Consider the following 19,289-nt stretch of genomic DNA (forward strand, 5'->3'; position numbering starts at 1 on the left):
CGATGACTGTCATGAAGCGTGAATATAGAGGGGAGGCGGCCAAAAACGGCTCCCCCCTGCCGGACGGGTCGTCATTCGACAAGTCCGGTTTGCTGGCGAAGTTGCTGTCGTTCCGCTGGGTTCTGATCGCGTTCGTTTTGATCTTATGGTTTGTCTACTATCCCATCATCGACAATTTTATCGTCAGCACGACAAATCAGGATATTTTTACTGGTGAGACTGCCTTTGTCGGTCTGGATAATTATCGGCGTCTGCAAGACGATCCGGTGATCTGGACGGCAATCTTAAACAACACGCTTTATGCTGTCATTTCGGTCGTATTCCAGGTGTTTGGCGCATTCGTGCTTGCTGCGATCATTGAAGGTTTGCAGCATGAGACCTGGCGCAGATTCTGGCGCGCTGTCTATTTCATACCATCAGCAATTTCGATCACGGTGACGGGGCTGCTGTTCTACTTTATCTATCAGCCTGATATCGGCTTGCTGGATTCCGCGTTTAACCATCTTGGACTTGGCGCCTTGTCACGGGCATGGCTGGGAGAAGAGCAGACCGCGATCTACTCGATCATTGCCATGAGCCAGTGGCAAGGCTTTGGTTATTCAACCCTTCTATTTGCGATAGCGATCCAGAAGATACCGCGCGAACTTTATGATGCGGCGACGATGGATGGTGCGGGTATGTGGCGTCGGCTGTGGAACATAACCTTTCCGCTGACACGCGAAATGACCGGTCTTATGGTGATCGTTACGATTACCGGAGCGTTTCAGGTCTTCAACGAAGTCATGGTTATGACAGGCGGTGGCCCCAACAACAGCAGTCAGGTGCTGGGAACATGGCTCTATCAACAGGGCTTTATTGAAAATGACTTCGGTTATGGCGCTGCTATCGCAACGGTGATTTTTATCATCACGCTGCTGACCGGCTTTGGACAGCTCTGGTATACCAGAAAGCGGAGGGTGGAACTATGAGCAACGCCTCCTATCAGTCGCGCGAGCTGCAACCCACGGATTTTGTGCAGACGCTTGTGCGTGTCTGTCTAGTTACTTTCCTCATTAGTCTTGGTATCGTTGTAATCTATCCGCTGGTGTGGATGGCCCTGAATGGTTTCAAGACTAACTCCGAGATATTTGGTGAGCCCTTTGCGCTGCCAACAGGCTTCACGCTCGACAACTATATATCGGCGTGGAACCAGGGCATCAGGAACTATATTGCAACGAGCATCATCGTCACGCTGGTTTCGGCTGTCTGTACGGTACTGGTGAGCGCCTGGACTGCTTATGGCCTGACGCGATCCAAACTGCCGGGCAAGCCGTTCTTTGTCGGTCTGGTGCTTGGTGGATTGATGTTGAGCCCAACGGTTGCGGTCATTCCGCTGGTGCGGATCATGCAAAAGCTTGGTCTCTACAACACCTATTGGGCGCTTATCATTCTCTACACCGCGTTTCGCATCCCGTTCACCACGTTTCTTATTCGCGCCTATATGCTCGGTCTTCCGCGCGATCTGGACGAAGCCGCCGTCATGGACGGGGCAAGTGAAGGTCAGATTTTCTGGCGTGTGACCTTACCTCTTTGCAAGCCGATACTGGTCTCGTGTGTAATCTTGCACGTTCTCTTTGCCTGGAATGAATATCTCTTCGCCATGATCTTCACCAGCGGTGCCGATGTGCAGACCTTGCCCGTCGGCCTTACATCGATCATGGCAAAACATGGAACCAATTACGCCGTTGTCTTTGCTGCAATGACACTTTCGGCTCTTCCGATCCTGATCGTCTTTTTCGCCGCACAGCGTTTCTTCATTCGCGGGCTGGCGGAAGGCATCGGCAAATAGTGTGGTGGAAAATGTTACAACGTGAACAGTTGATCGGTGCCAACTTTTCGTTCCAGCACTATCCCTTTCAATGGGTTGTAGAAAAGCTTCGGCTGATGGGCTTTCAACGTATGGAACTGTGGGGAATAGCTCCCCATCTAGATCTGTTTCATTCCGACCGGACACGGCTTTCAGATGTCCGGTCCATTCTGAATGATAACGGGATCAGCGTGCATTGCTTCACCCCGGAACAGGTTCTTTATCCGGTAAACATAGCTTCAGGCGATGAGGCTTATCGTGCAAAGAGTGTTGAATGCTTCCTGCGAGCAGCCGATTTAAGTGCCGAACTGGGTGCGAGCTACCTCTTCTTGACACCCGGACGGGGGTTTGAGTGTAAGAGTCGCGAAAGCGCCTGGAGCCATTCTCTTCGGTCGTTGGAGAGAATTGCGACACATGCGGCCAATCTGGGGCTTCGATGTCTGCTTGAACCCTTGCAGCGCACTGAAAGCAACATCGTCAATAATGCCGCCGATCTTGAACGTCTCTGGCAGGATCTGAATGCGAAAAATGTCGACCTGGTACTTGATCTGGTTGCCATGGCCGCGGCCGGAGATAAGGTTGGTGATTATTTTTCGAGATTTGGCAAACGTCTTGCCCATGTTCATGTCGTCGATGGAACACCGGCGGGACATTTGGCGTGGGGGGACGGAAATTTGCCTCTTGACGGCTACCTCGCTGAAATCGCCGATCATTCATTCCGGGGTACATTGACCTTCGAGCCATTTGGCAACGGCTCATATGCACTGGATCCGGTTGCAGTTTGGCGGCGCTGCCTTGATGCGATTTCCCCCCATTTTGATGCTGCGGAATGATGATGAAGAACGCGAATCTTAAACTTGTTGCTGTGGGTGACAACTGCCTTGATGCTTATCTGAACAAGGGGGTCGTCACGGTTGGTGGAAATGCCCTCAATGTTGCTGTGCAGTGGAAACGACTTGGGATCGGTGCCCGTTATATGGGTGCACTGGCACCCGACAGGGAAGCAGAGATCATGCTGTGTGTGATCGAAGATGTCGGACTTGCTCCAAGCGATATTGAAACTATTCAGGGAAATTCAGCTGTCACGCTTTTGACCGATAATGACGGTGAACGACATTTTCTGTTTGAATCTCTGGGTGTTGGCGAAAACTACATTCCAGACCAGCAGCGATATCAGGCGTTGCTCTCATCCGATTGGACCCATCTCGGGACCAATTCCAGTGAAAAACTGGTGCGTCAGCTTGTAAAGGACAGTGTCAGGTTCAGTGTGGATGTCTCCACCCGGCATTTTGACCTGGCTCTCGAGGGCGTCCCACTGGTCTTTGCATCAGGACCAGACGACCCGGACGAACCGGTTCAGCCATTGATTACACAATTCAAACGGGCTGGGGCTCAACAGGTTGTTATTACCTGCGGCAAACGCGGTTCATTCTATGACAATGGAAGCCAATTGTATTCCGCAGGTTCCGTACCCGTGAATGTGGTCGACACTTGTGGAGCTGGTGATAGCTTTATCGCCTCATTTCTGGTGGCGCTTTTCTTCGACGGTTGTTCTGAAGAAGAGGCACTGCAAAAGGCAGCTGTCAGTGCGTCTGAGACCTGCGCGCATCCGGGCGGTTTTCCCCAGCCCTTGCAGTCAATCCCACAATGGTTGCTCGACAAATACCATGATGTGATTGCAACAGCACAGAAGGTGTGACTATGAGCTCTATCAAAATGAGACCACCTGTTGTCGCGGCGAAAGAGGATCGTTCCTTTTGGCTGCAAAGCATTGACGCCGATCCGGTTACCGCACCTTTAATGGGGCAGCAGCAATGCGATATTGCAATCGTTGGCGGCGGATATGCCGGACTTTGGACGGCACTGCGGATACGAGAACAAGAACCAAAGGCGCGTATCACAATCCTGGAGGCTGATTTTTGCGGTTCGGGCGCATCAGGGCGTAATGGCGGGCAAGTCCACAGCTGGTATGCCGAAATCGATATGCTGCGCGACCTTGTCGGTGACGAAGATGCCCGCATGCTTTGTCAGGCAACCTGGGATGCGATTGATGAGCTGAAAGCGCTGCAAGATTGCGGAACCATCGACATGGATCTGCGTCTTGATGGCTGGCTGTGGACCGCAAGTTCTGTCGCACAGGAAGGTGCATGGGCGAATGCACTGGATATCTGCCAGAAATCAGGGTTTAACCCGTTCGGGACACTGAATGCGCACGATATTGAACGGCGCACTGGCTCCAGCGCGTCATATGTCGGTATTGTCGAAGAGCGGGCAGGGACTGTCCAACCCGCCAAGCTTGCTCTTGGCCTTCGCAAGCTTGCGCTTTCCAAGGGGATTGTTATTCATGAAAAAAGCCCTGTTTTGGAGATCGTTCCAGGTGAGCGGCCCGAACTTAAAACACCGGACGGGACTTTGACTGCCACCAAAGTCGCTTTAACGGTTAATGCCTGGGCTTCTGCAATCCCAGAACTTCATCCCTATCTTTATGTGGTAAGCAGTCAGCTCATCGCGACAGCCCCTGCTGGAGATATACTCAAGCGTATCGGATGGACTGATGGTGCTTCGATCTGCGATGCACAGCATCACGTGCTCTATTATCAGCGTACGACATCGGATCAGGTCGTATTCGGACGGGGAACAGGTGGAATTGCCTATGATGATCGGATCGACGCGCGTTTTAATCGCAGCGGCGATGGGGGTGCAGACAACATACGTGAACTGCACCGCGTATATCCACAGCTAAAGGACGTGCCCATCCTGCATGACTGGAGCGGTCCTATCGACTGTACGGCGCAGCATCTGCCGGTGTTCGATCATCTAAGGCATCATCCGAATATTTTCTATGCTCTGGGTTTTAATGGGACCGGCATTGCACAGACACCTGTCGCAGGTCGGATCCTTGCAAGCCTGATCCTCGGACACGTGGATAAATGGAGTAGTTGTAGTTTGGTGGGGATCAAAAATCGCACCAAGCTTCCGCCCGAACCTGTGCGTTATCTGGGCGCTAAAATCGTCCGCAGGGCTATTCGAAGAAAGAACGACACCGAAATCCTCAACCGTGCCCCGGGCCCCATAACAAGGTTTCTGGCAAGTCTGGCTCCGTGAGAAAAGCCACCCACGCGAAATAGGAATATAAGGAACGGGAACGATGTCCGACCTGTCGCTGAAGAACATACGTAAATCCTACGCCAATCTGGAAGTACTCCATGGCATTGACCTTGATATCACATCGGGTGAATTCATTGTTTTCGTCGGGCCATCCGGTTGTGGAAAGTCAACTCTGTTGCGGTCAATTGCAGGCCTTGAGACGATAACGTCGGGTGATCTCGTCATCGCTGGGGAGCGGATGAACAATGTCGCTCCGTCGAAACGGGGTATTTCAATGGTCTTCCAGTCATATGCGCTTTATCCTCATATGACAGTTTATGAGAATATGGCTTTCGGTCTGCGTATCGCCGGTGTGGCAAAGGCAGAGATAGACAAACGGGTCAAGAAAGCGGGCGAAATTCTCCAGCTTACTGCCTATCTACAACGCTTGCCAAAGGCTCTTTCGGGTGGACAGAGACAACGTGTTGCGATTGGACGTGCAATTGTTAGAAACCCGCGTGTTTTCCTGTTTGACGAACCCTTGTCCAATCTTGATGCAGCCCTGCGGGTGGCCACACGCATCGAGCTCGCAAAACTCAAGCTAAGCATGCCCGATGTTACGATGATCTATGTGACACACGATCAAGTGGAAGCGATGACGTTGGCGGATCGGATCGTTGTGTTCAAAGATGGTAATATCGAGCAGATTGGAACGCCAGTGGAGCTCTACAAAAAGCCAGCCAATCTTTTCGTTGCCCAGTTTATTGGGTCCCCAGCCATGAACATACTCGCGGGCACCATATCCGAAGCCTCGGGGCGCATTTATACCTGTCATCTCGACTGTGGAACGAAACTCGCCATTGAAGCTAGTGATGGAACTTTCGCGCTCAATGATAGAATTAGCGTTGGAATTCGACCCGAGAATACCAGGATTGCCCGCGGGCAAACTGACGGACCTGTCTTTTCGGGAACCGTGGATCTTGTAGAACATCTGGGCGAGGCGCAGATCCTTTATATCGATATGGCCGGTTCCGACACCAAATATTTGATCAAGACGCCTGAAGAAGCGGATTTCAGGTTATCCGATAGGTCATCATTTACAGCTTCGACGAAGGACATGCACATTTTTTCCGACAATGGTGCAGCGGTGTCGGCCCAAGTTGTCTGACTTTTGGAGTATCAACGTTGGGCGGCGAACTCGAAGCAGCGTCACATTGTGCGGTCTTGCAAAGGACTTGCCGTTATCGCAGGTTGATGAAATTGACCGGCAATTTAGTCGCTGGACAGGCAGTCAGCGATAACCACCTTCCAACTCTCTCGACCTCATCAAACCGGTGGAATACCTCTAGCCGAGAACGGAGTTGATGGCCGCTGCGATTGCAGAATCGCTTATGGGCTTACGCACTATGGTTATGTCGCGAAGCTTCTCGGGGATGAGCGTCCTGTCGCTATAGCCTGTCGTAAAAAGAAAAGGGATTTTCAGCTTTAGAAGCAATTCTGCGATATTCTCCGAAGTGTTGTCTCCAAGGTTGAAATCGAGAATCGCTAGATTGGGTTTGGATATTTCAATCATCTCAAGTGCCTCTGGCGCATTGGAGGCAAGATTAATATGTTCGGCGCCCAATTTTCGTAAGGTGTTTTCCATATCAAGGGCGATCAGGCTCTGGTCTTCAACAACCAAAATCTTCATTCCATCTATGTGGGTTTTCCCGACAGCCTCTATTTGAATGTCTGGCGTTATCAACCCATCGTATGATTGTGTCACATACACAGATGGAACAGAAAACTGTGCCTGAAGCCCATCCCGATGGTATTCGATTCTGGTTTTCCCTCGGAGGTCGTACTCGAGAGAATTTTTAATCAGCTTGCTACCGAACCCTGTTCGTGACGGCCAGGTTACGGATGGTCCGTTGGTCTCATTCCAGAACATTTCGCAATCACCGGAGGCTTCCAGTTTCCACCTGATTTTCAGGCGTCCCTCTGGAACCGAAAGCGCGCCATACTTCGCAGCATTTGTCATCATCTCGTGAAAGACCATGGCGATAACACTAAATGCTCTTTGATCGAGATGAACCGGCGGACCTTCCAGAGTTATGCGACCGGGTGTGTCACTATAGAGATTGACCTCGGTTTCGAGCAAACCTGCTAGCGAACCGCCGTCTTTGCCGTCCAAAGATTGGTCATGTGCTGATGCAAGTGCGCGCAATCGCCCCTCAAGCGTTTGAGCGTAGTCGGCAATATTTGCAGCGTTAGCTCCTGTCTGAAGCGCAATTGACTTCACCAGAGACAGAATGTTCTTAACGCGATGATTGAGTTCGGCGTTCAACACCCGGCGTCGCTGTTCGGTCTTCGCTCTTTCCTGTTCAGACAATTCATTTTGCCGAAGGATGACGTCGCGTAAATAAGTGCCAATTGACTGCGCTACGGATAGGTCGCTAGCGGTCCAGGGCGTTGAACGCCCGCGAACTTCTTCCCGCCAGGTGTCGAAGCTACCTCTGGGTGTTAATCGGGCACCGAAAGGTGTTTCGGCAGTCGTCTTCACCGGTTCGCCCGCCCATTCGATAGCATGGGCCTCTTCGTTACGGAACAGAACAAGATAATCACTGAACGCCATGGAAAGTGGAATTGCGAGCATGCCTGCAACGCTTCCTGTATAGTCGGTCAGGTGCCCCCTAATTTCCTGGCTTGCCCAAAGCTCACGGGGAGAGTCACGGCCTGCGACTTTGAGCAATTGGCGCGTTTGATGTTCGTCGAGTGTATCGCCACTTTGCAGCCACTGCCCGTTCATCCACAATGCAGCTCCATTGCCGGCGACCAGTTCGGAAAGCCGGCTGAGTTGTTTCCCCAGACTATCGCGAATTTCGTCACTGATACTCAGTTGCGATACAATAGCGTCGAGCTTGGTTCGCGCATCAGCGGTGACCTGCAATGTTGTGCGTCTCTCACAATCGGCAATATGTAGTGAAAAATATTGCCCGAACAGTTCAGCTCCTATGCGCAGGGGAAGAGGGGCGACTTTCGGGCTGTCGTGATGACAGGCAATCAAACCCCATAGTTCATCATCAACGACAATCGAAATCGACAGAGATGCGGAGACGCCCATATTCTGCAGGTATTGGCAATGAATCGGGGAAACACTGCGCAACTGCGCAAAGGACATGTCGATAGCAGGTTCGTCTGACTCAAGTGAAGGACAAAGTGCAATGGATTGATAGGATGTGTCGGAGATCATTCTGATTGTATTAACAAGATAAAGGTGTCGGGCCTGCAGGGGGATATCCGATGCAGGAAAATGCTGTCCCATGAAGCTGCCAAGCGTGGGCGACTTCGCCTCCGCGATGACGCGACCTGCTCCATTGTGGAGAAACTGATAAATCATCACTCGATCGTAACCCAGCATGGCTCTGACAAGGCGCACGCCCGTCTTAGCGACCCTCTCAACAGTTTCCTCGCGACCAATGCGATGAATGAGGCTACGCGTGAGATCAAGTGCCTCACGAGCACTTTGTCCCCGATCTGCGCAGGGCTCTATTTCAACGAAAGTCCTTTCCAGGTGGGTGTGGACTACAGCATCATAGAGCAAGGATTTGCCGGGAAAGCGCAGCCCAAGTATTACGGATGACAAGCCCGGCTCTCTTGCCTTGGCAGCTGCGTTGCGGAAATCATGAGCATTTTTCTCGCCAACAATCAAAGAAATGGCGGTACCAGGGATCAAATCCCCTCCATAGCCCGTTATGCATGGAATATTAGCTGAAGCAAAAAGGAGTTTCTGGCCAGACGGGTCCATAACAAGCATAGCGCCGTGCGGTTGGATTGAACCTGGGATGTGGATTGGTTCGCGGTCACAATTGGTGAGATTGACAGGTTCGGGCACATTCATTGCGGCAGAACTTTCCCGGACTTAACCGTTCGTGAGCGCACCTTCTGCAGGATTGCCAAACTATCTGAGAGCTGAAAACGGCAAGACGAAGCGACCGCTGACAAACGAAAATATCTGTTGAGATTGTGATATCAACGATAAAGCACGCAAACAAACCCGTCTTTTCAATGGGTTACGTTATTTGCGTCTAAAAGTAACATAGACCGGAAGGATCGTCCGTCCACTATTGGACACAACGCCCGCGAAAAGAGGAAATCGACGGTATGAACTTAACATCGACGCAAGAGATGTCGGGCAATTTGCTTTTGATGATGCTCAACGAGGAAGATCGACAAAAACTGCTGCCACATACGGTCTTCTACGAACTTGAGGCGGAGGCTGTGTTGCAGAAGGCCGGAGACGATGTTATTCACACCTGGTTTCCGTGCGGCTCTGCGCTGGCGAGTTTTCAGCGCTGGGTCGACGAAGACAACAGCGCCGTCGAAATTGCGCTGATCGGAAGGGAAGGGGCCGTGGGAGGTATTGTGTCGAACGGGAGTTTACCCGCCTACGCCACCGCCATGGTTCGCAACTCCGGAAGCTTTGTCAGGATCAAAACGGCTGCGCTCGAACAGTTGAAGCTGGATTCCATTTCGCTTCGGCACTGGTTTGCGCGTTATTCCGATTGCCTGATGGCACAGGTATTTCAAACAGCCGCGTGTAACGCGACACATACGATCACACAGCGAACGGCCAAATGGCTGCTATCAGCGGCAGAACGAACTGGCACAGATCAGTTTGAAATGACGCACGATCAGTTGTCGGAAATGCTTGGAGTGGGCCGGACATTTGTAACCCGCATTGTCGGTCAACTGCGCAATGAGGATATTATTGCGACCAGGCGCGGGCTATTCATCATCAAAGACAAGAGCGCTTTGAAGCGCAAATCGTGCAAGTGCACACAGGAAATCGAAGAGCATTACGACACTGTAATGCACGGAATCTATTCATAACGATAGTACGTAGTCTTGGCTCGTGTATCAAACAATAGAAAGTTTTGCCAATGAATCAACGCACCGTCCTGCACCGTCGTTGGGATCTGAAGGCGGCTACCGCACCCTATCACGAACGGATTGACAGGCTTGGTTCGTTATATGGCATGTTCAATTCGCTGGACGCCTACAGCAAATATCTGGAAGCCACCTGGCGCAGCAGATTGGCTCTGGAAACGCTGCTGGATGTCAGTGACCTGAGACGAGTGTTCTCAGATTGGGACAATCATAAAATTCAATCTGAACTTCAAATGGATTATGCGGACCTGTCGGACGGCGAAGAACTGAAGAAGCCGAAGTTACAATTCGATGGAGGGGCGCCTGTTGATCTGCCTTCAGCGATTGGTACGCTATATGTGCTTCAAGGTTCCGCCTTGGGCGCAACATTCCTCATTCAGAAGGCGGGATTGCTCGGTCTTGACGCCGAGTATGGTGCGCGGCATCTGGCAAAGCAGGTCGGAAACCGGACCGGTTGGAAGAAGACTGTTTCTTTGCTTGAATCCATGCCATTCAATAAAAGGGACGAAGAGCGGTGCACAGAGGCTGCGATTTACAGCTTTCGTACGTTTGAGATCAATTACGAGAGAGCATTTGGTGACTCCTGAGATCGCGAGCAACACTGGAGCATGTTGAGCTGCTATTCGCGCACTCAGGCGATGCATGAATTATTGCTAGAAAGCAGAGCTTTAGAGGGCCGCCGCCGATGATGCGAGCTATTTGAAATCTCATGTGATCCAGACTAAATCTGTTTGCGTATAATGCTGATGAACACAAAAGTTTCGTTCCTCTCGCAACAGTGGCACATGAAAGCTCAGCATAATTTACAGGTTCTGGCTTCGCTACATCTGAGCGGATGGGGTTTAATACGGATGAATGAACAGACTGCACCTGAAGATCAGCCCTCCATGGAGGAATTGATGCTGGCGGTCAGTTCCCGACGCGACGTGGACGCTTTCGAGGTGATTTTCAAGCATTTCGCACCCCGGGTGAAGACCTATATGGCCAAACTGTCTGCGGATACGCAAACAGCGGAAGAATTAATGCAGGAGACCATGATTGCAGTCTGGAACAAGGCAGATCAGTTCGATGTTGCCAAAGGAGCCTTGTCCACCTGGATTTTCACCATCGCACGAAACCAGCGCATTGACGCGGTGCGACGCGCCCGGCGCCCGGAGTTTGACTCAACCGATCCGGCCTTTGTGCCGGATGAGGAGCAACCAGCCGACTTGAGGATTGCCGAGCGGCAATCCGCCAACAAGTTGCGCGCGGCGATGGCCGACTTGCCGAAGGAGCAATCCGCCCTGCTTGAACTCGCTTATTTCGAGGAAAGCACGCATAGCGCTATCGCGAAGAAGCTTAACTTGCCGCTCGGCACGGTAAAATCCCGGCTGCGGCTGGCATTCAACAAATTGCGCGCAGCGCTCGATAATTCGGGAGCGCACTGATGGATATCAAACATCATCTGAGCGACGAACTTCTTTCAAGCTATGCTGCTGGCACACTGGCAGAAGGTTGGAGCATCGCTGTCGCCACCCATCTTGCGCTCTGCCCGGCCTGCCGTTCAAGGCTCAAGCAGTTTGAACAGATTGGCGGGCAGCTTCTTGACGCGGTTGAACCGCAGAAACTCGAAGCATCCGCATGGGATAGTTTCAAAGACAGGTTGCAAACAACACCGCAGTCAATGGAACATTTGGCACCGCGCGTCGAGATAAAGCAGCCTGCCGTGATACCGGAACCGCTGCGATCCTATGTCGGTGGCGATTTGCCGGATCTGAAATGGAAATCGCTTGGCCGGGGCGCCTATCAGGTGCCAATTGAAACCCGAGACAGCGAAACGCAGGTTCGCCTTTTGCGAATTCCAGCGGGGAAGCCGGTGCCAGAACATGGGCATGGCGGTCGCGAACTGACATTGGTGTTGAGCGGCAGTTTCAATGATGGAACCGGGCTCTTTGCGCGCGGTGATATTGAGGAAGCGGATGCTGATCTCGTGCATCAGCCGGTTGCCTCACCGGATTGCGATTGCATCTGTCTTGCGGTGACTGACGCGCCGCTCAAGTTCCAGAGCTGGCTTATGCGACTCGTACAGCCATTGATCGGCATCTAAAGAAAAGGCGGCATATTTGCCGCCTTTTTCATTAGTTCAACACGACGATTGCTGCGTTCAACGCTGTCGCCAGCGATAGCCATATGAGATAGGGCACGAATAGCATCGCCGAGATGCGATCTGGTCTCCATGCGCGAATGATAAACAGAAGCACGCAAAGCCAGACGCCGATAATTACGACGAGTCCCAACACGGTCAAATGAGCACCAAAGAAAATAGGCGTCCAGATGAAGTTCAATACCATCTGGCCAAACCACGGTCCGCGCCGCTGCCACCCGCTATCACTTATCCATGTGCGCCAGCCCGCGATGGCAATGAAGATATAAAGTATCGTCCAGATGGGACCAAAGGCTGCGTTTGGCGGGGTAAACCATGGCTTTTGAAGCGCTGCATACCATTCGCCCGGCGGGAAACCGATACCGATTGCCATTCCTACAACAATGATGACGAAGACAAAGACGACCAGAAGGCCCCATTTTTGCATATGCTTACTCCAACCTAGCCGCTGATCCGCGACGTAACCCAATAGCCAATATAGGCTGACGCGGCAGACAGGACAGTGCCCCAGACCACGTCTGCGATTGTCAGGGTCCATGACCAGTTTTTCAAAGTGGCCTGATTGGTCAGATCATAAGTCGCATAAGCGACGAACCCCAGCAGCGCCCCGTGAACGAATGTGACTGTGCCACTACCAGCAACAAGTCCGGGCCGTACCGCGAAGAAAACCATTCCGAACACAAAGATCACATAGAAAACGATAGCAGGTGCGAGACGAAAGCCCGGCGCAAGCATGTCGCCCATGACAGGGCGGTAAAACACGTTCGCCATGTTGGATAGCCACACGGAGTCGATTGCCAGAAATGCGACCGCTGTCACCACATAGGCTATGAAATAATCTTTCATCGATAGCTCCCTCTCTTACTTGATGCGGGTCCAGCCCACATTGCGACACAGGAGGCCAGCCAGAACGCAGCCATTGCTCGTCATCGTATCGCCGTCAACTTTCACGCTGATCTTGTAGGTGAGGTTACGTTGCGGATCGAAAGCTGTGCCTGAATATTGCCCGTTCGCAGTTTCTTTGATGCTCATCACCAGCCGGTCGCCGGTTTTCTCTTTTGGTGTTCCGGGCTTGATCCAGGTGTTGGTGGCGCAGATATCCTTGCCACATTCGGCAATTTTCACCCGCGCATTCCCATCCCCGCGCGCCCAGTTGCCATCGATCTCAGCCGCCTGCGCCGCGAAGGGAAACGACACCGTCATTATGCCGATCGTCAGTATCCATTTCATCGACGCTTCCTCCGTCAGCGGGTATGGAGCCTAAGCATGTTCAATCGTATAGAGCCCAACATTGATCGCACCTTCCTCAAACCCACCTTCGCAATAGCAAAGGTAGTATTCCCAAAGCCGTCGGAATTTATCGTCAAAGCCAAGCTCTTCGATTTCCGGCCAATTGGCGATGAAACGCTGACGCCATTCGGCAAGTGTCAGCGCATAAGAATGACCGAAATGCTCGGTATCGGTTAACACCAAACCGGCCTTCACAAGATCGCGCTCAAGCACTTTGTCTGACGGCAGAAAACCACCCGGAAAGATGAATTTCTGAATGAAATCCGCCTTGCGGCGATAGTTTTCGTATCGCGTTTCTTCTATCGAAATGACCTGCAGGACGACTCTACCACCGGGCTTGAGACAACGCTTCAGGGTTGCGAAATATTCCGGCCAATAGGCCTCGCCGACAGCCTCAAACATTTCGATTGATACGATGCGGTCGAACTGGCCCTGAACATCGCGGTAGTCCTGCAAGCGAAGATCAACGGCATCGCTTTGTCCCCCATTTTCAACCACAGTTTGTGCCCAGGCGAGCTGCGATGGCGACAGGGTTATTCCTGTTACATGCGCATCGCGATAGTCTGCAAGATAGCGCGCCAACGCACCCCAACCGCACCCGATTTCAAGAATTTTTTCGCCGCCCTCAAGCGCCAGTTTTTCAGCAATGCACTGCAATTTCTGCTCCTGCGCATTCTCAAGGCTAAGCGTCGTCTCATTCCAGATCGCAGATGAATAAAGCATCGAAGGGTCGAGCCAACGGGCATAGAAATCATTACCGAGATCATAATGGGCTTCGATGTTGCGCCGGCTGCCGCGACGCGTATTGGCATTGAGTAGATGGCCGATACGGTTCAGCGTCCGCATCCAACCAGATCCACGCAATGTGGATATCAGCGTGTCGCGATTGCGCGCCGCAAAGCGGATGACCGAGGTTAGATCAGGCGATGTCCATTCGCCTTCGATATAGGCCTGCGCAAAGCCGATATCGCCGCCCGTCAACAAGCGACGCAGGCTGTTCCATTTAACAATCGCGATCCTGGCTTCCGGTCCGGGCGACGGGCCATTAACGGCAATGACCTCACCGCCGGGTAGCGAAAGCACCAACCGCCCATGTCGAACCTGCTTCAGCAGTCGCTTCAACATGATAGCGGACGGACTGAAAGCCGGTCGTTCGATCCGGCTTGATGCCGATAGTCGATGATACTCGTCGAGCTGGCTCATGCGGCCTTGTTCCTCTGCTGGACGGTCTCGTTGCGAACAGATGTGATGGAGACTTCGGGCGCCGCCGGTCGCTTGCGGATTCCAACGCCCTTCAACCAGATTTTCAGCGCTTCCCAGTGAATGCCGCCCACCACTTTCAGGGTGAGAAACGGAATTGCAACAAAGGCGCGCAGTAAGGCGGCGTCGCTCAGTTCAACCCGGTGCGCCAGATGGCGAGCCGTCAAAAGCAGGCCTTCATCGTCAGAACTGTTGATGCGGATGGAGAGCCTGTCTGCGGGGGGCGTGACTTCAAACTCATATCGCAACGTCATATCCATGAAAGGCGAAACGTAAAAAGCCTTGTCGCAGCTTTGTATGATCCGCCCGTTATCGCAGTTCTCGACCGGGATCATGTAACCGTGGCGCTGGCGGAAAGTGTTATCAACCTCCCAAAGGATCGCCACGAGTTCGCCGCCACGATTGTAGCAGAAGAAAACGCTCAATGGATTGAAAGCCCAGCCCACAATACGCGGCATTGTGAGTAGGCGGATCGCACCGCCATCAGGTACTATTCCGGCTGCCTCCATGGCGCGTTCCACCTGCTCGCGTAGCGGAACAGCCGATCCATCGCCTCTGTCTTTCCTGTAGAAAGAAAACAGATTGAAACGATCGAGTGAAAACAGCTTCAACTTGCGATCAAGCGCTTCCAGCTCGTCGAGATCAAGCAGGAGCGAGTAGATTTTATAGGCCAACTTGTGAACCCTAGGCCGCAAACGCGCATGGGTCACATGGCCGGGAAACAGTGCCGATTGGAAGTTTTCGGTCATGCCAGCGCCCTTTCCCGTATCGGCAAAGGCTGGCGAACGATGCGCGCGCTTTCCTGATCGACCTGCCAGGGGCGGCGCAAACCGCCCAGATCTTCTGCCACGGCAAGTCCGGCCTGAAGCCCGTCCTCATGAAAGCCGGAGCCGAAATGCGCGCCGCAAAACCATGTTCGGTGTTGCCCCTGCAATGTCCAGATTTCTTTCTGTGCACGATCCGTTGTCATGTCGAAAATCGGGTGTTCATAGATCTCTCGACGGATCACCAGTTCCTCGCGCGGCGCACGACATGGATTGAGCGTCACAAAAGTCTCGGGCGCTTGGCCCAGCGGTTGCAGGCGGTTCATCCAGTAAGTGATGGATGGCTGCGCCGGGCCAGTGTCTGCGTTGGTGAGGTAATTCCAGCTCGACCACGCCGCCCTTCGTTTGGGCATCAGCGACACATCGCTATGCAACACCGCTTCATTACGCGAATATTGAAATGCGCCGAGAATGCGCCTTTCATCCACGCTCGGATCGGCCAGCATCCGCAAGGCCTGATCGGCATGCGTCGCAATCACAACGTCATCGAAAACATGGGAAATGCCGCTTCCGTCAATCAACTCGACAGAGTCTTCGGAGCGCTTAACGGATTTAATCGGCGTCGAAAGCCTAATCCGGTCTGCATAGGGCTTGGTGATACGCTTTACATATTCCCGGCTGCCGCCGGATACCGTGCGCCAGATCGGCCTGTTCCGAAGAGCGAGAAGACCGTGATTGCAGCAGAAGCGAACGAAGCTTGCTGCCGGATATCGTCCCACTTCCATGGCAGGGGTGGACCAGATTGCTGCAGCCATCGGATAAAGATGATCTTCGCGGAAGGCCCGGCCATAACCATTGCGTGTAAGATAATCATCAAGCGAAATGCCACCCATGATGCTCAAATCTTTGGGCGCATTGCGATAAAATCGCAAAAGATCGCGGATCATCGACCAGAAGCGTGGGCTCACCAGATTGAAGCGCTGGGCAAAAAGGCCAAGCCCGTTTCCGCCGGAATATTCATATGAGCCATTTCCGACTGAAACAGCAAACGACATGTTTGACACGGCGGTTGGAACTTCAAGCGCGCGAAACAGGGCATTCAGATTGGGATAGGTAACTTCATTATAGACAATAAACCCGGTATCGACTGCCACGGGACCATGGCTGCTTTGAAATTCGACGGTGTTGCTATGGCCACCGATGCGGTCCGATGCTTCAAACATAGTCACATCATGGCGTTGCGACAGCAGCCACGCAGCAGACAATCCGGAAATCCCGCTGCCGATAATCGCGACCCTGAGACGTTTAGAGCTGCCCGGACGGTTCGTGATATCCATAGTCCCTCTCTTCACCGCGTGCTTGCGCCGCATCTGTGCTGCATTTTCATCGTTTTACGTTGTGAGAAGAAGTTTGGTTCAATCGGCTAATAAACTTTTTTATTTTTTTGAACCGCTTACGAAACCAACCCGTCGAATTGAACGTATTGGATCAGGAAGAAGCGAACGCTCCGCCAAAGGTCCGCCATGCAATCTGGTCTGCTTTCAATTGTTGCCGTCAGCCTGTCCGCCATCATGGCATTTGCCTGGGTGCTTGAACGAAAGACCGGCAAAAGTGGCTGGATCGATGCCATCTGGTCGTTTTCGGTGGGGGCGGGCTCAGTCATAGCCGTCATGCTTGCAGATGCGACATGGCAGCGGCGTTCAGCGATACTGATCCTCATTCTGGCGTGGTCGCTTCGCCTTGGCTTACACATAGCGCAGCGAAGCATGGGCCATGGTGAAGACCCACGTTATGCAAAGCTGATAAAAGAATGGGGAGAAAATGCTTCTTCCCGCCTTTTCTGGTTTTTGCAGATACAGGCTCTCGCAGCCTTCATGCTGGTTCTGGCGGTCTATCTCGCTGCTGTTAGCCGCCCCACTTTTCCATCTTTATGGGATATAATCGGGGTAGTAATCATCGCCATAGCACTGATTGGTGAAGCCCTGTCAGACGCGCAGCTCGCGCAGTTTCGCAAAACGCCAGAAGCCAAAACTGAAGTTTGCGAAACCGGCCTTTGGGCCTATTCCCGACATCCAAACTATTTCTTTGAATGGCTGTTCTGGTGTGCGTGGCCGCTGATGGCGATCACCGCATCGCCATGGAGCTGGCTGTCACTGATCGCCCCGATCCAGATGTACTGGCTGCTGGTGCATGTCTCCGGCATCCCACCGCTTGAAGAACATATGCTGAAATCGCGCGGTAAAAAATTCCGTGCCCTGCAAAGCCGGGTCAATGCGTTTTTCCCAGGCCCACGAAAAAGCTCCGGAAGATCAAGGGGCTCAACATGAATATGGTGCCATTTTTACGTCGAAAAGTGCGTCCTGCAACCCTCTAACCAAGGATGATTGAATGACCGCGAAAGCGCTTGTCTGGTTGCGCAACGATCTGCGCCTTGCTGACAATCCTGCCCTTCATGCCGCGTCTAAGCTGGGGGGTACGATCACGGCCCTTTTTGTGCATGAGACCAATCCGCAATTGCGTGTCCCTGGCGGTGCCGTTCGTTGGTGGCTGGAACAGAGCCTAAATTTGCTCGAGAAAAGCCTCAATGAACGAAATATCGAATTGATTGTTGCTGATGGCGAAGCACTCAGTATCATTGAACAATTAATTGAGGAAAACGGCTTTGATGCCGTTTTCTGGAACCGTCGTTATGCGCCTCAGGAGCGGGAAGTCGATGCTCTCATCAAATCCGTTCTAAGGGACAAGGGACTGCACGTGGAGTCTTTTGCAGGCAATCTGCTGGCGGAACCATGGGAGATTAAAACCGGTAACGGTGGTTCCTATCAAGTTTTTACACCCTATGCCAAATCACTGCGCCAGCATGGCGTGAGTAGACCACTACCCTCGCCAGACCGGAGGGTCGAGAAGTCGACCGTCAAACACAAGCCCAAGCGGGAAGCTTACAAAGAGGCCATCTGGTCAAGAAAGATGCGCGGTCTTTGGAACACAGGCGAAGCGGCTGCCACTGACCTACTCTATCATTTCTTTGACGCGACTATTCGCAACTATGCCGGGGATCGTGACCGCCCCGACCTTGAAGGCACATCAAGACTGTCCCCTCATCTTCGTTTTGGCGAAATCAGTCCACGACAAGCATGGCATGCTACGCTGTCACTCATGGATCAAGATCAGAGCACTCAAGCTGGCGGTGAAAAATTTCTTTCTGAGCTGATCTGGCGCGATTTCCATTATCATCAGCTTTATTATCGTCCTGATATTGCTGAAAACGATATGCGCAACACGTTGGCTGATATCCGTTGGCACAACAATGCAGAGGTGATTGATGCCTGGCAGAAGGGCAAAACTGGTATCCCGTTGATTGACGCAGGTATGTGTCAGCTTTGGGCGACAGGCTGGATGCACAATCGCGTAAGAATGCTGGTCGCATCGGTCTTAAGCAAGAACATGCAGATCGACTGGCGTGAAGGCGAGAAATGGTTCTGGGATACGCTGGTGGACGCCGATATAGCCAGTAATCCGGGGAGCTGGCAGTGGGTGGCGGGCTGCGGCATGGATGCGGCGCCTTACTACCGTGTGTTCAATCCGGTCTTGCAGGGCGACAAGTTCGATAAACATGGCGTCTATGTACGCAAATGGGTCCCAGAGATCGCTGCATTACCGGACCGCTGGATCCACAAACCATTTGCGGCGCCAGAGCCGGTTTTGCGAGAAGCTGGGATTGTTCTGGGAGAAACTTACCCGCTTCCCGTATTCACCGCACCCAAAGCCCGCTAGCGCTTTAGGTCACATACCCATAAAATAGTTTTCGGTTTGAATGGTTTGTGATTCACTGTCTCCATCGATTTGGAGGCAGTGATGTCGCGTTTTGATTTAACAGATTTCGAATGGTCGGTGATTGAACCGCTTCTTCCGACCAAAGTGCGCGGTAAGGCCCGCGTTGACGATCGGCGCGTTTTGAACGGTATATTCT

General features: G+C 52.5%; 20 protein-coding genes and 1 pseudogene. 13 read left to right on the top strand and 8 right to left on the bottom strand.

Features of this window, described 5'->3' with window-relative positions:
* Window positions 1-2 precede the first annotated feature (2 nt).
* Genes QBD01_RS08980 through QBD01_RS09005 form a run of 6 tightly spaced genes read left to right on the top strand, consistent with a single transcriptional unit; the run spans window position 3 to window position 6,101 of the window.
* Window positions 3-968, top strand: a complete 966-nt coding sequence (locus QBD01_RS08980) for a carbohydrate ABC transporter permease (RefSeq protein ID WP_182523107.1) — start codon at window positions 3-5, stop codon at window positions 966-968.
* Entirely contained in the window at window positions 965-1,828 is an 864-nt protein-coding gene (locus tag QBD01_RS08985) for a carbohydrate ABC transporter permease (protein ID WP_182523108.1), read from the top strand. The genes QBD01_RS08980 and QBD01_RS08985 overlap by 4 nt, the downstream gene beginning before the upstream one ends.
* Window positions 1,829-1,839: 11 nt before the next feature.
* Window positions 1,840-2,679 (top strand): TIM barrel protein, encoded by an 840-nt coding sequence (locus QBD01_RS08990; protein WP_280992491.1) that lies wholly within the window; start codon window positions 1,840-1,842, stop codon window positions 2,677-2,679.
* Window positions 2,676-3,545 (top strand): PfkB family carbohydrate kinase, encoded by an 870-nt coding sequence (locus QBD01_RS08995; RefSeq protein WP_280992492.1) that lies wholly within the window; start codon window positions 2,676-2,678, stop codon window positions 3,543-3,545. The genes QBD01_RS08990 and QBD01_RS08995 overlap by 4 nt, the downstream gene beginning before the upstream one ends.
* Window positions 3,546-3,547: 2 nt before the next feature.
* Window positions 3,548-4,951, top strand: a complete 1,404-nt coding sequence (locus tag QBD01_RS09000; RefSeq protein WP_280992493.1) for an FAD-binding oxidoreductase — start codon at window positions 3,548-3,550, stop codon at window positions 4,949-4,951.
* A gap of 43 nt (window positions 4,952-4,994) precedes the next feature.
* A complete protein-coding gene (locus tag QBD01_RS09005) occupies window positions 4,995-6,101 on the top strand; it encodes a sn-glycerol-3-phosphate ABC transporter ATP-binding protein UgpC (RefSeq protein WP_182523112.1) in 1,107 nt (368 codons plus the stop codon).
* A gap of 177 nt (window positions 6,102-6,278) precedes the next feature.
* Here QBD01_RS09005 and QBD01_RS09010 read toward each other — a convergent pair whose 3' ends face one another.
* The gene (locus QBD01_RS09010) at window positions 6,279-8,813 is read right to left on the bottom strand and encodes an HWE histidine kinase domain-containing protein (RefSeq protein WP_182523113.1); all 2,535 of its coding nucleotides are present in this window, start codon (window positions 8,811-8,813) and stop codon (window positions 6,279-6,281) included.
* 263 nt (window positions 8,814-9,076) lie between these two features.
* On the opposite strand from QBD01_RS09010, the gene QBD01_RS09015 reads away from it, so the two are divergent.
* The 4 genes from QBD01_RS09015 to QBD01_RS09030 all read left to right on the top strand — a co-directional run bounded on the left by QBD01_RS09015 (window position 9,077) and on the right by QBD01_RS09030 (window position 11,948).
* The gene (locus tag QBD01_RS09015; protein ID WP_182523114.1) at window positions 9,077-9,805 is read left to right on the top strand and encodes a Crp/Fnr family transcriptional regulator; all 729 of its coding nucleotides are present in this window, start codon (window positions 9,077-9,079) and stop codon (window positions 9,803-9,805) included.
* 50 nt (window positions 9,806-9,855) lie between these two features.
* Window positions 9,856-10,449, top strand: a complete 594-nt coding sequence (locus QBD01_RS09020) for a biliverdin-producing heme oxygenase (RefSeq protein ID WP_182523115.1) — start codon at window positions 9,856-9,858, stop codon at window positions 10,447-10,449.
* Between the two features lie 300 nt (window positions 10,450-10,749).
* Window positions 10,750-11,289: a sigma-70 family RNA polymerase sigma factor gene (locus tag QBD01_RS09025; protein ID WP_392391353.1), complete on the top strand. Its 540-nt coding sequence runs from the start codon at window positions 10,750-10,752 to the stop codon at window positions 11,287-11,289.
* Complete coding sequence (locus QBD01_RS09030; RefSeq protein WP_280992494.1) at window positions 11,289-11,948, top strand: ChrR family anti-sigma-E factor; 660 nt, start codon at window positions 11,289-11,291, stop codon at window positions 11,946-11,948. Before QBD01_RS09025 ends, QBD01_RS09030 begins: the two co-directional genes overlap by 1 nt.
* A 31-nt stretch (window positions 11,949-11,979) precedes the next feature.
* Here QBD01_RS09030 and QBD01_RS09035 read toward each other — a convergent pair whose 3' ends face one another.
* The 7 genes from QBD01_RS09035 to QBD01_RS09065 form a co-directional block, all read right to left on the bottom strand.
* Entirely contained in the window at window positions 11,980-12,432 is a 453-nt protein-coding gene (locus tag QBD01_RS09035) for a tryptophan-rich sensory protein (protein WP_280992495.1), read from the bottom strand.
* Between the two features lie 14 nt (window positions 12,433-12,446).
* Window positions 12,447-12,851, bottom strand: coding sequence for a DUF2177 family protein (locus QBD01_RS09040; RefSeq protein WP_280992496.1), 405 nt, complete (start codon window positions 12,849-12,851; stop codon window positions 12,447-12,449).
* 15 nt (window positions 12,852-12,866) lie between these two features.
* The gene (locus tag QBD01_RS09045) at window positions 12,867-13,235 is read right to left on the bottom strand and encodes a DUF2147 domain-containing protein (protein WP_280992497.1); all 369 of its coding nucleotides are present in this window, start codon (window positions 13,233-13,235) and stop codon (window positions 12,867-12,869) included.
* 30 nt (window positions 13,236-13,265) lie between these two features.
* Window positions 13,266-14,498 (bottom strand): cyclopropane-fatty-acyl-phospholipid synthase family protein, encoded by a 1,233-nt coding sequence (locus QBD01_RS09050; protein ID WP_280992498.1) that lies wholly within the window; start codon window positions 14,496-14,498, stop codon window positions 13,266-13,268.
* Window positions 14,495-15,304, bottom strand: a complete 810-nt coding sequence (locus tag QBD01_RS09055) for a DUF1365 family protein (RefSeq protein WP_280992499.1) — start codon at window positions 15,302-15,304, stop codon at window positions 14,495-14,497. Before QBD01_RS09055 ends, QBD01_RS09050 begins: the two co-directional genes overlap by 4 nt.
* A complete protein-coding gene (locus QBD01_RS09060) occupies window positions 15,301-16,656 on the bottom strand; it encodes an NAD(P)/FAD-dependent oxidoreductase (RefSeq protein ID WP_280992500.1) in 1,356 nt (451 codons plus the stop codon). Before QBD01_RS09060 ends, QBD01_RS09055 begins: the two co-directional genes overlap by 4 nt.
* Before the next feature lie 116 nt (window positions 16,657-16,772).
* Window positions 16,773-16,982 carry a hypothetical protein gene (locus QBD01_RS09065; RefSeq protein ID WP_280992518.1) on the bottom strand — a complete coding sequence of 70 codons (210 nt, stop codon included), beginning with the start codon at window positions 16,980-16,982 and terminating at the stop codon, window positions 16,773-16,775.
* Between QBD01_RS09065 and QBD01_RS09070 the strand changes: the two genes are divergently transcribed.
* The 3 genes and pseudogenes from QBD01_RS09070 to QBD01_RS09080 form a co-directional block, all read left to right on the top strand.
* A complete protein-coding gene (locus QBD01_RS09070) occupies window positions 16,891-17,646 on the top strand; it encodes a DUF1295 domain-containing protein (protein ID WP_280992517.1) in 756 nt (251 codons plus the stop codon). The genes QBD01_RS09065 and QBD01_RS09070 overlap by 92 nt on opposite strands.
* Window positions 17,647-17,707: 61 nt before the next feature.
* A complete protein-coding gene (locus tag QBD01_RS09075) occupies window positions 17,708-19,093 on the top strand; it encodes a deoxyribodipyrimidine photo-lyase (RefSeq protein ID WP_280992501.1) in 1,386 nt (461 codons plus the stop codon).
* A gap of 81 nt (window positions 19,094-19,174) precedes the next feature.
* Window positions 19,175-19,289: pseudogene (locus QBD01_RS09080) on the top strand (IS5/IS1182 family transposase); the annotation flags it as partial.

Origin of the sequence: Ochrobactrum sp. 19YEA23, assembly GCF_029909865.1 — a bacterium.
GTDB lineage: Bacteria > Pseudomonadota > Alphaproteobacteria > Rhizobiales > Rhizobiaceae > Brucella > Brucella gambitense.

Excerpts from the sequence above, each read along its gene's own strand:
- QBD01_RS08980 (WP_182523107.1), top strand. The coding sequence starts at position 3 with ATGACTGTCATGAAGCGTGAATATAGAGGGGAGGCGGCCAAAAACGGC.
- QBD01_RS08985 (WP_182523108.1), top strand. The coding sequence starts at position 965 with ATGAGCAACGCCTCCTATCAGTCGCGCGAGCTGCAACCCACGGATTTT.
- QBD01_RS08990 (WP_280992491.1), top strand. The coding sequence starts at position 1,840 with ATGTTACAACGTGAACAGTTGATCGGTGCCAACTTTTCGTTCCAGCAC.
- QBD01_RS08995 (WP_280992492.1), top strand. The coding sequence starts at position 2,676 with ATGATGATGAAGAACGCGAATCTTAAACTTGTTGCTGTGGGTGACAAC.
- QBD01_RS09000 (WP_280992493.1), top strand. The coding sequence starts at position 3,548 with ATGAGCTCTATCAAAATGAGACCACCTGTTGTCGCGGCGAAAGAGGAT.
- QBD01_RS09005 (WP_182523112.1), top strand. The coding sequence starts at position 4,995 with ATGTCCGACCTGTCGCTGAAGAACATACGTAAATCCTACGCCAATCTG.
- QBD01_RS09010 (WP_182523113.1), bottom strand. The coding sequence starts at position 8,813 with ATGAATGTGCCCGAACCTGTCAATCTCACCAATTGTGACCGCGAACCA.
- QBD01_RS09015 (WP_182523114.1), top strand. The coding sequence starts at position 9,077 with ATGAACTTAACATCGACGCAAGAGATGTCGGGCAATTTGCTTTTGATG.
- QBD01_RS09020 (WP_182523115.1), top strand. The coding sequence starts at position 9,856 with ATGAATCAACGCACCGTCCTGCACCGTCGTTGGGATCTGAAGGCGGCT.
- QBD01_RS09025 (WP_392391353.1), top strand. The coding sequence starts at position 10,750 with ATGGAGGAATTGATGCTGGCGGTCAGTTCCCGACGCGACGTGGACGCT.
- QBD01_RS09030 (WP_280992494.1), top strand. The coding sequence starts at position 11,289 with ATGGATATCAAACATCATCTGAGCGACGAACTTCTTTCAAGCTATGCT.
- QBD01_RS09035 (WP_280992495.1), bottom strand. The coding sequence starts at position 12,432 with ATGCAAAAATGGGGCCTTCTGGTCGTCTTTGTCTTCGTCATCATTGTT.
- QBD01_RS09040 (WP_280992496.1), bottom strand. The coding sequence starts at position 12,851 with ATGAAAGATTATTTCATAGCCTATGTGGTGACAGCGGTCGCATTTCTG.
- QBD01_RS09045 (WP_280992497.1), bottom strand. The coding sequence starts at position 13,235 with ATGAAATGGATACTGACGATCGGCATAATGACGGTGTCGTTTCCCTTC.
- QBD01_RS09050 (WP_280992498.1), bottom strand. The coding sequence starts at position 14,498 with ATGAGCCAGCTCGACGAGTATCATCGACTATCGGCATCAAGCCGGATC.
- QBD01_RS09055 (WP_280992499.1), bottom strand. The coding sequence starts at position 15,304 with ATGACCGAAAACTTCCAATCGGCACTGTTTCCCGGCCATGTGACCCAT.
- QBD01_RS09060 (WP_280992500.1), bottom strand. The coding sequence starts at position 16,656 with ATGGATATCACGAACCGTCCGGGCAGCTCTAAACGTCTCAGGGTCGCG.
- QBD01_RS09070 (WP_280992517.1), top strand. The coding sequence starts at position 16,891 with ATGGCATTTGCCTGGGTGCTTGAACGAAAGACCGGCAAAAGTGGCTGG.
- QBD01_RS09065 (WP_280992518.1), bottom strand. The coding sequence starts at position 16,982 with ATGACTGAGCCCGCCCCCACCGAAAACGACCAGATGGCATCGATCCAG.
- QBD01_RS09075 (WP_280992501.1), top strand. The coding sequence starts at position 17,708 with ATGACCGCGAAAGCGCTTGTCTGGTTGCGCAACGATCTGCGCCTTGCT.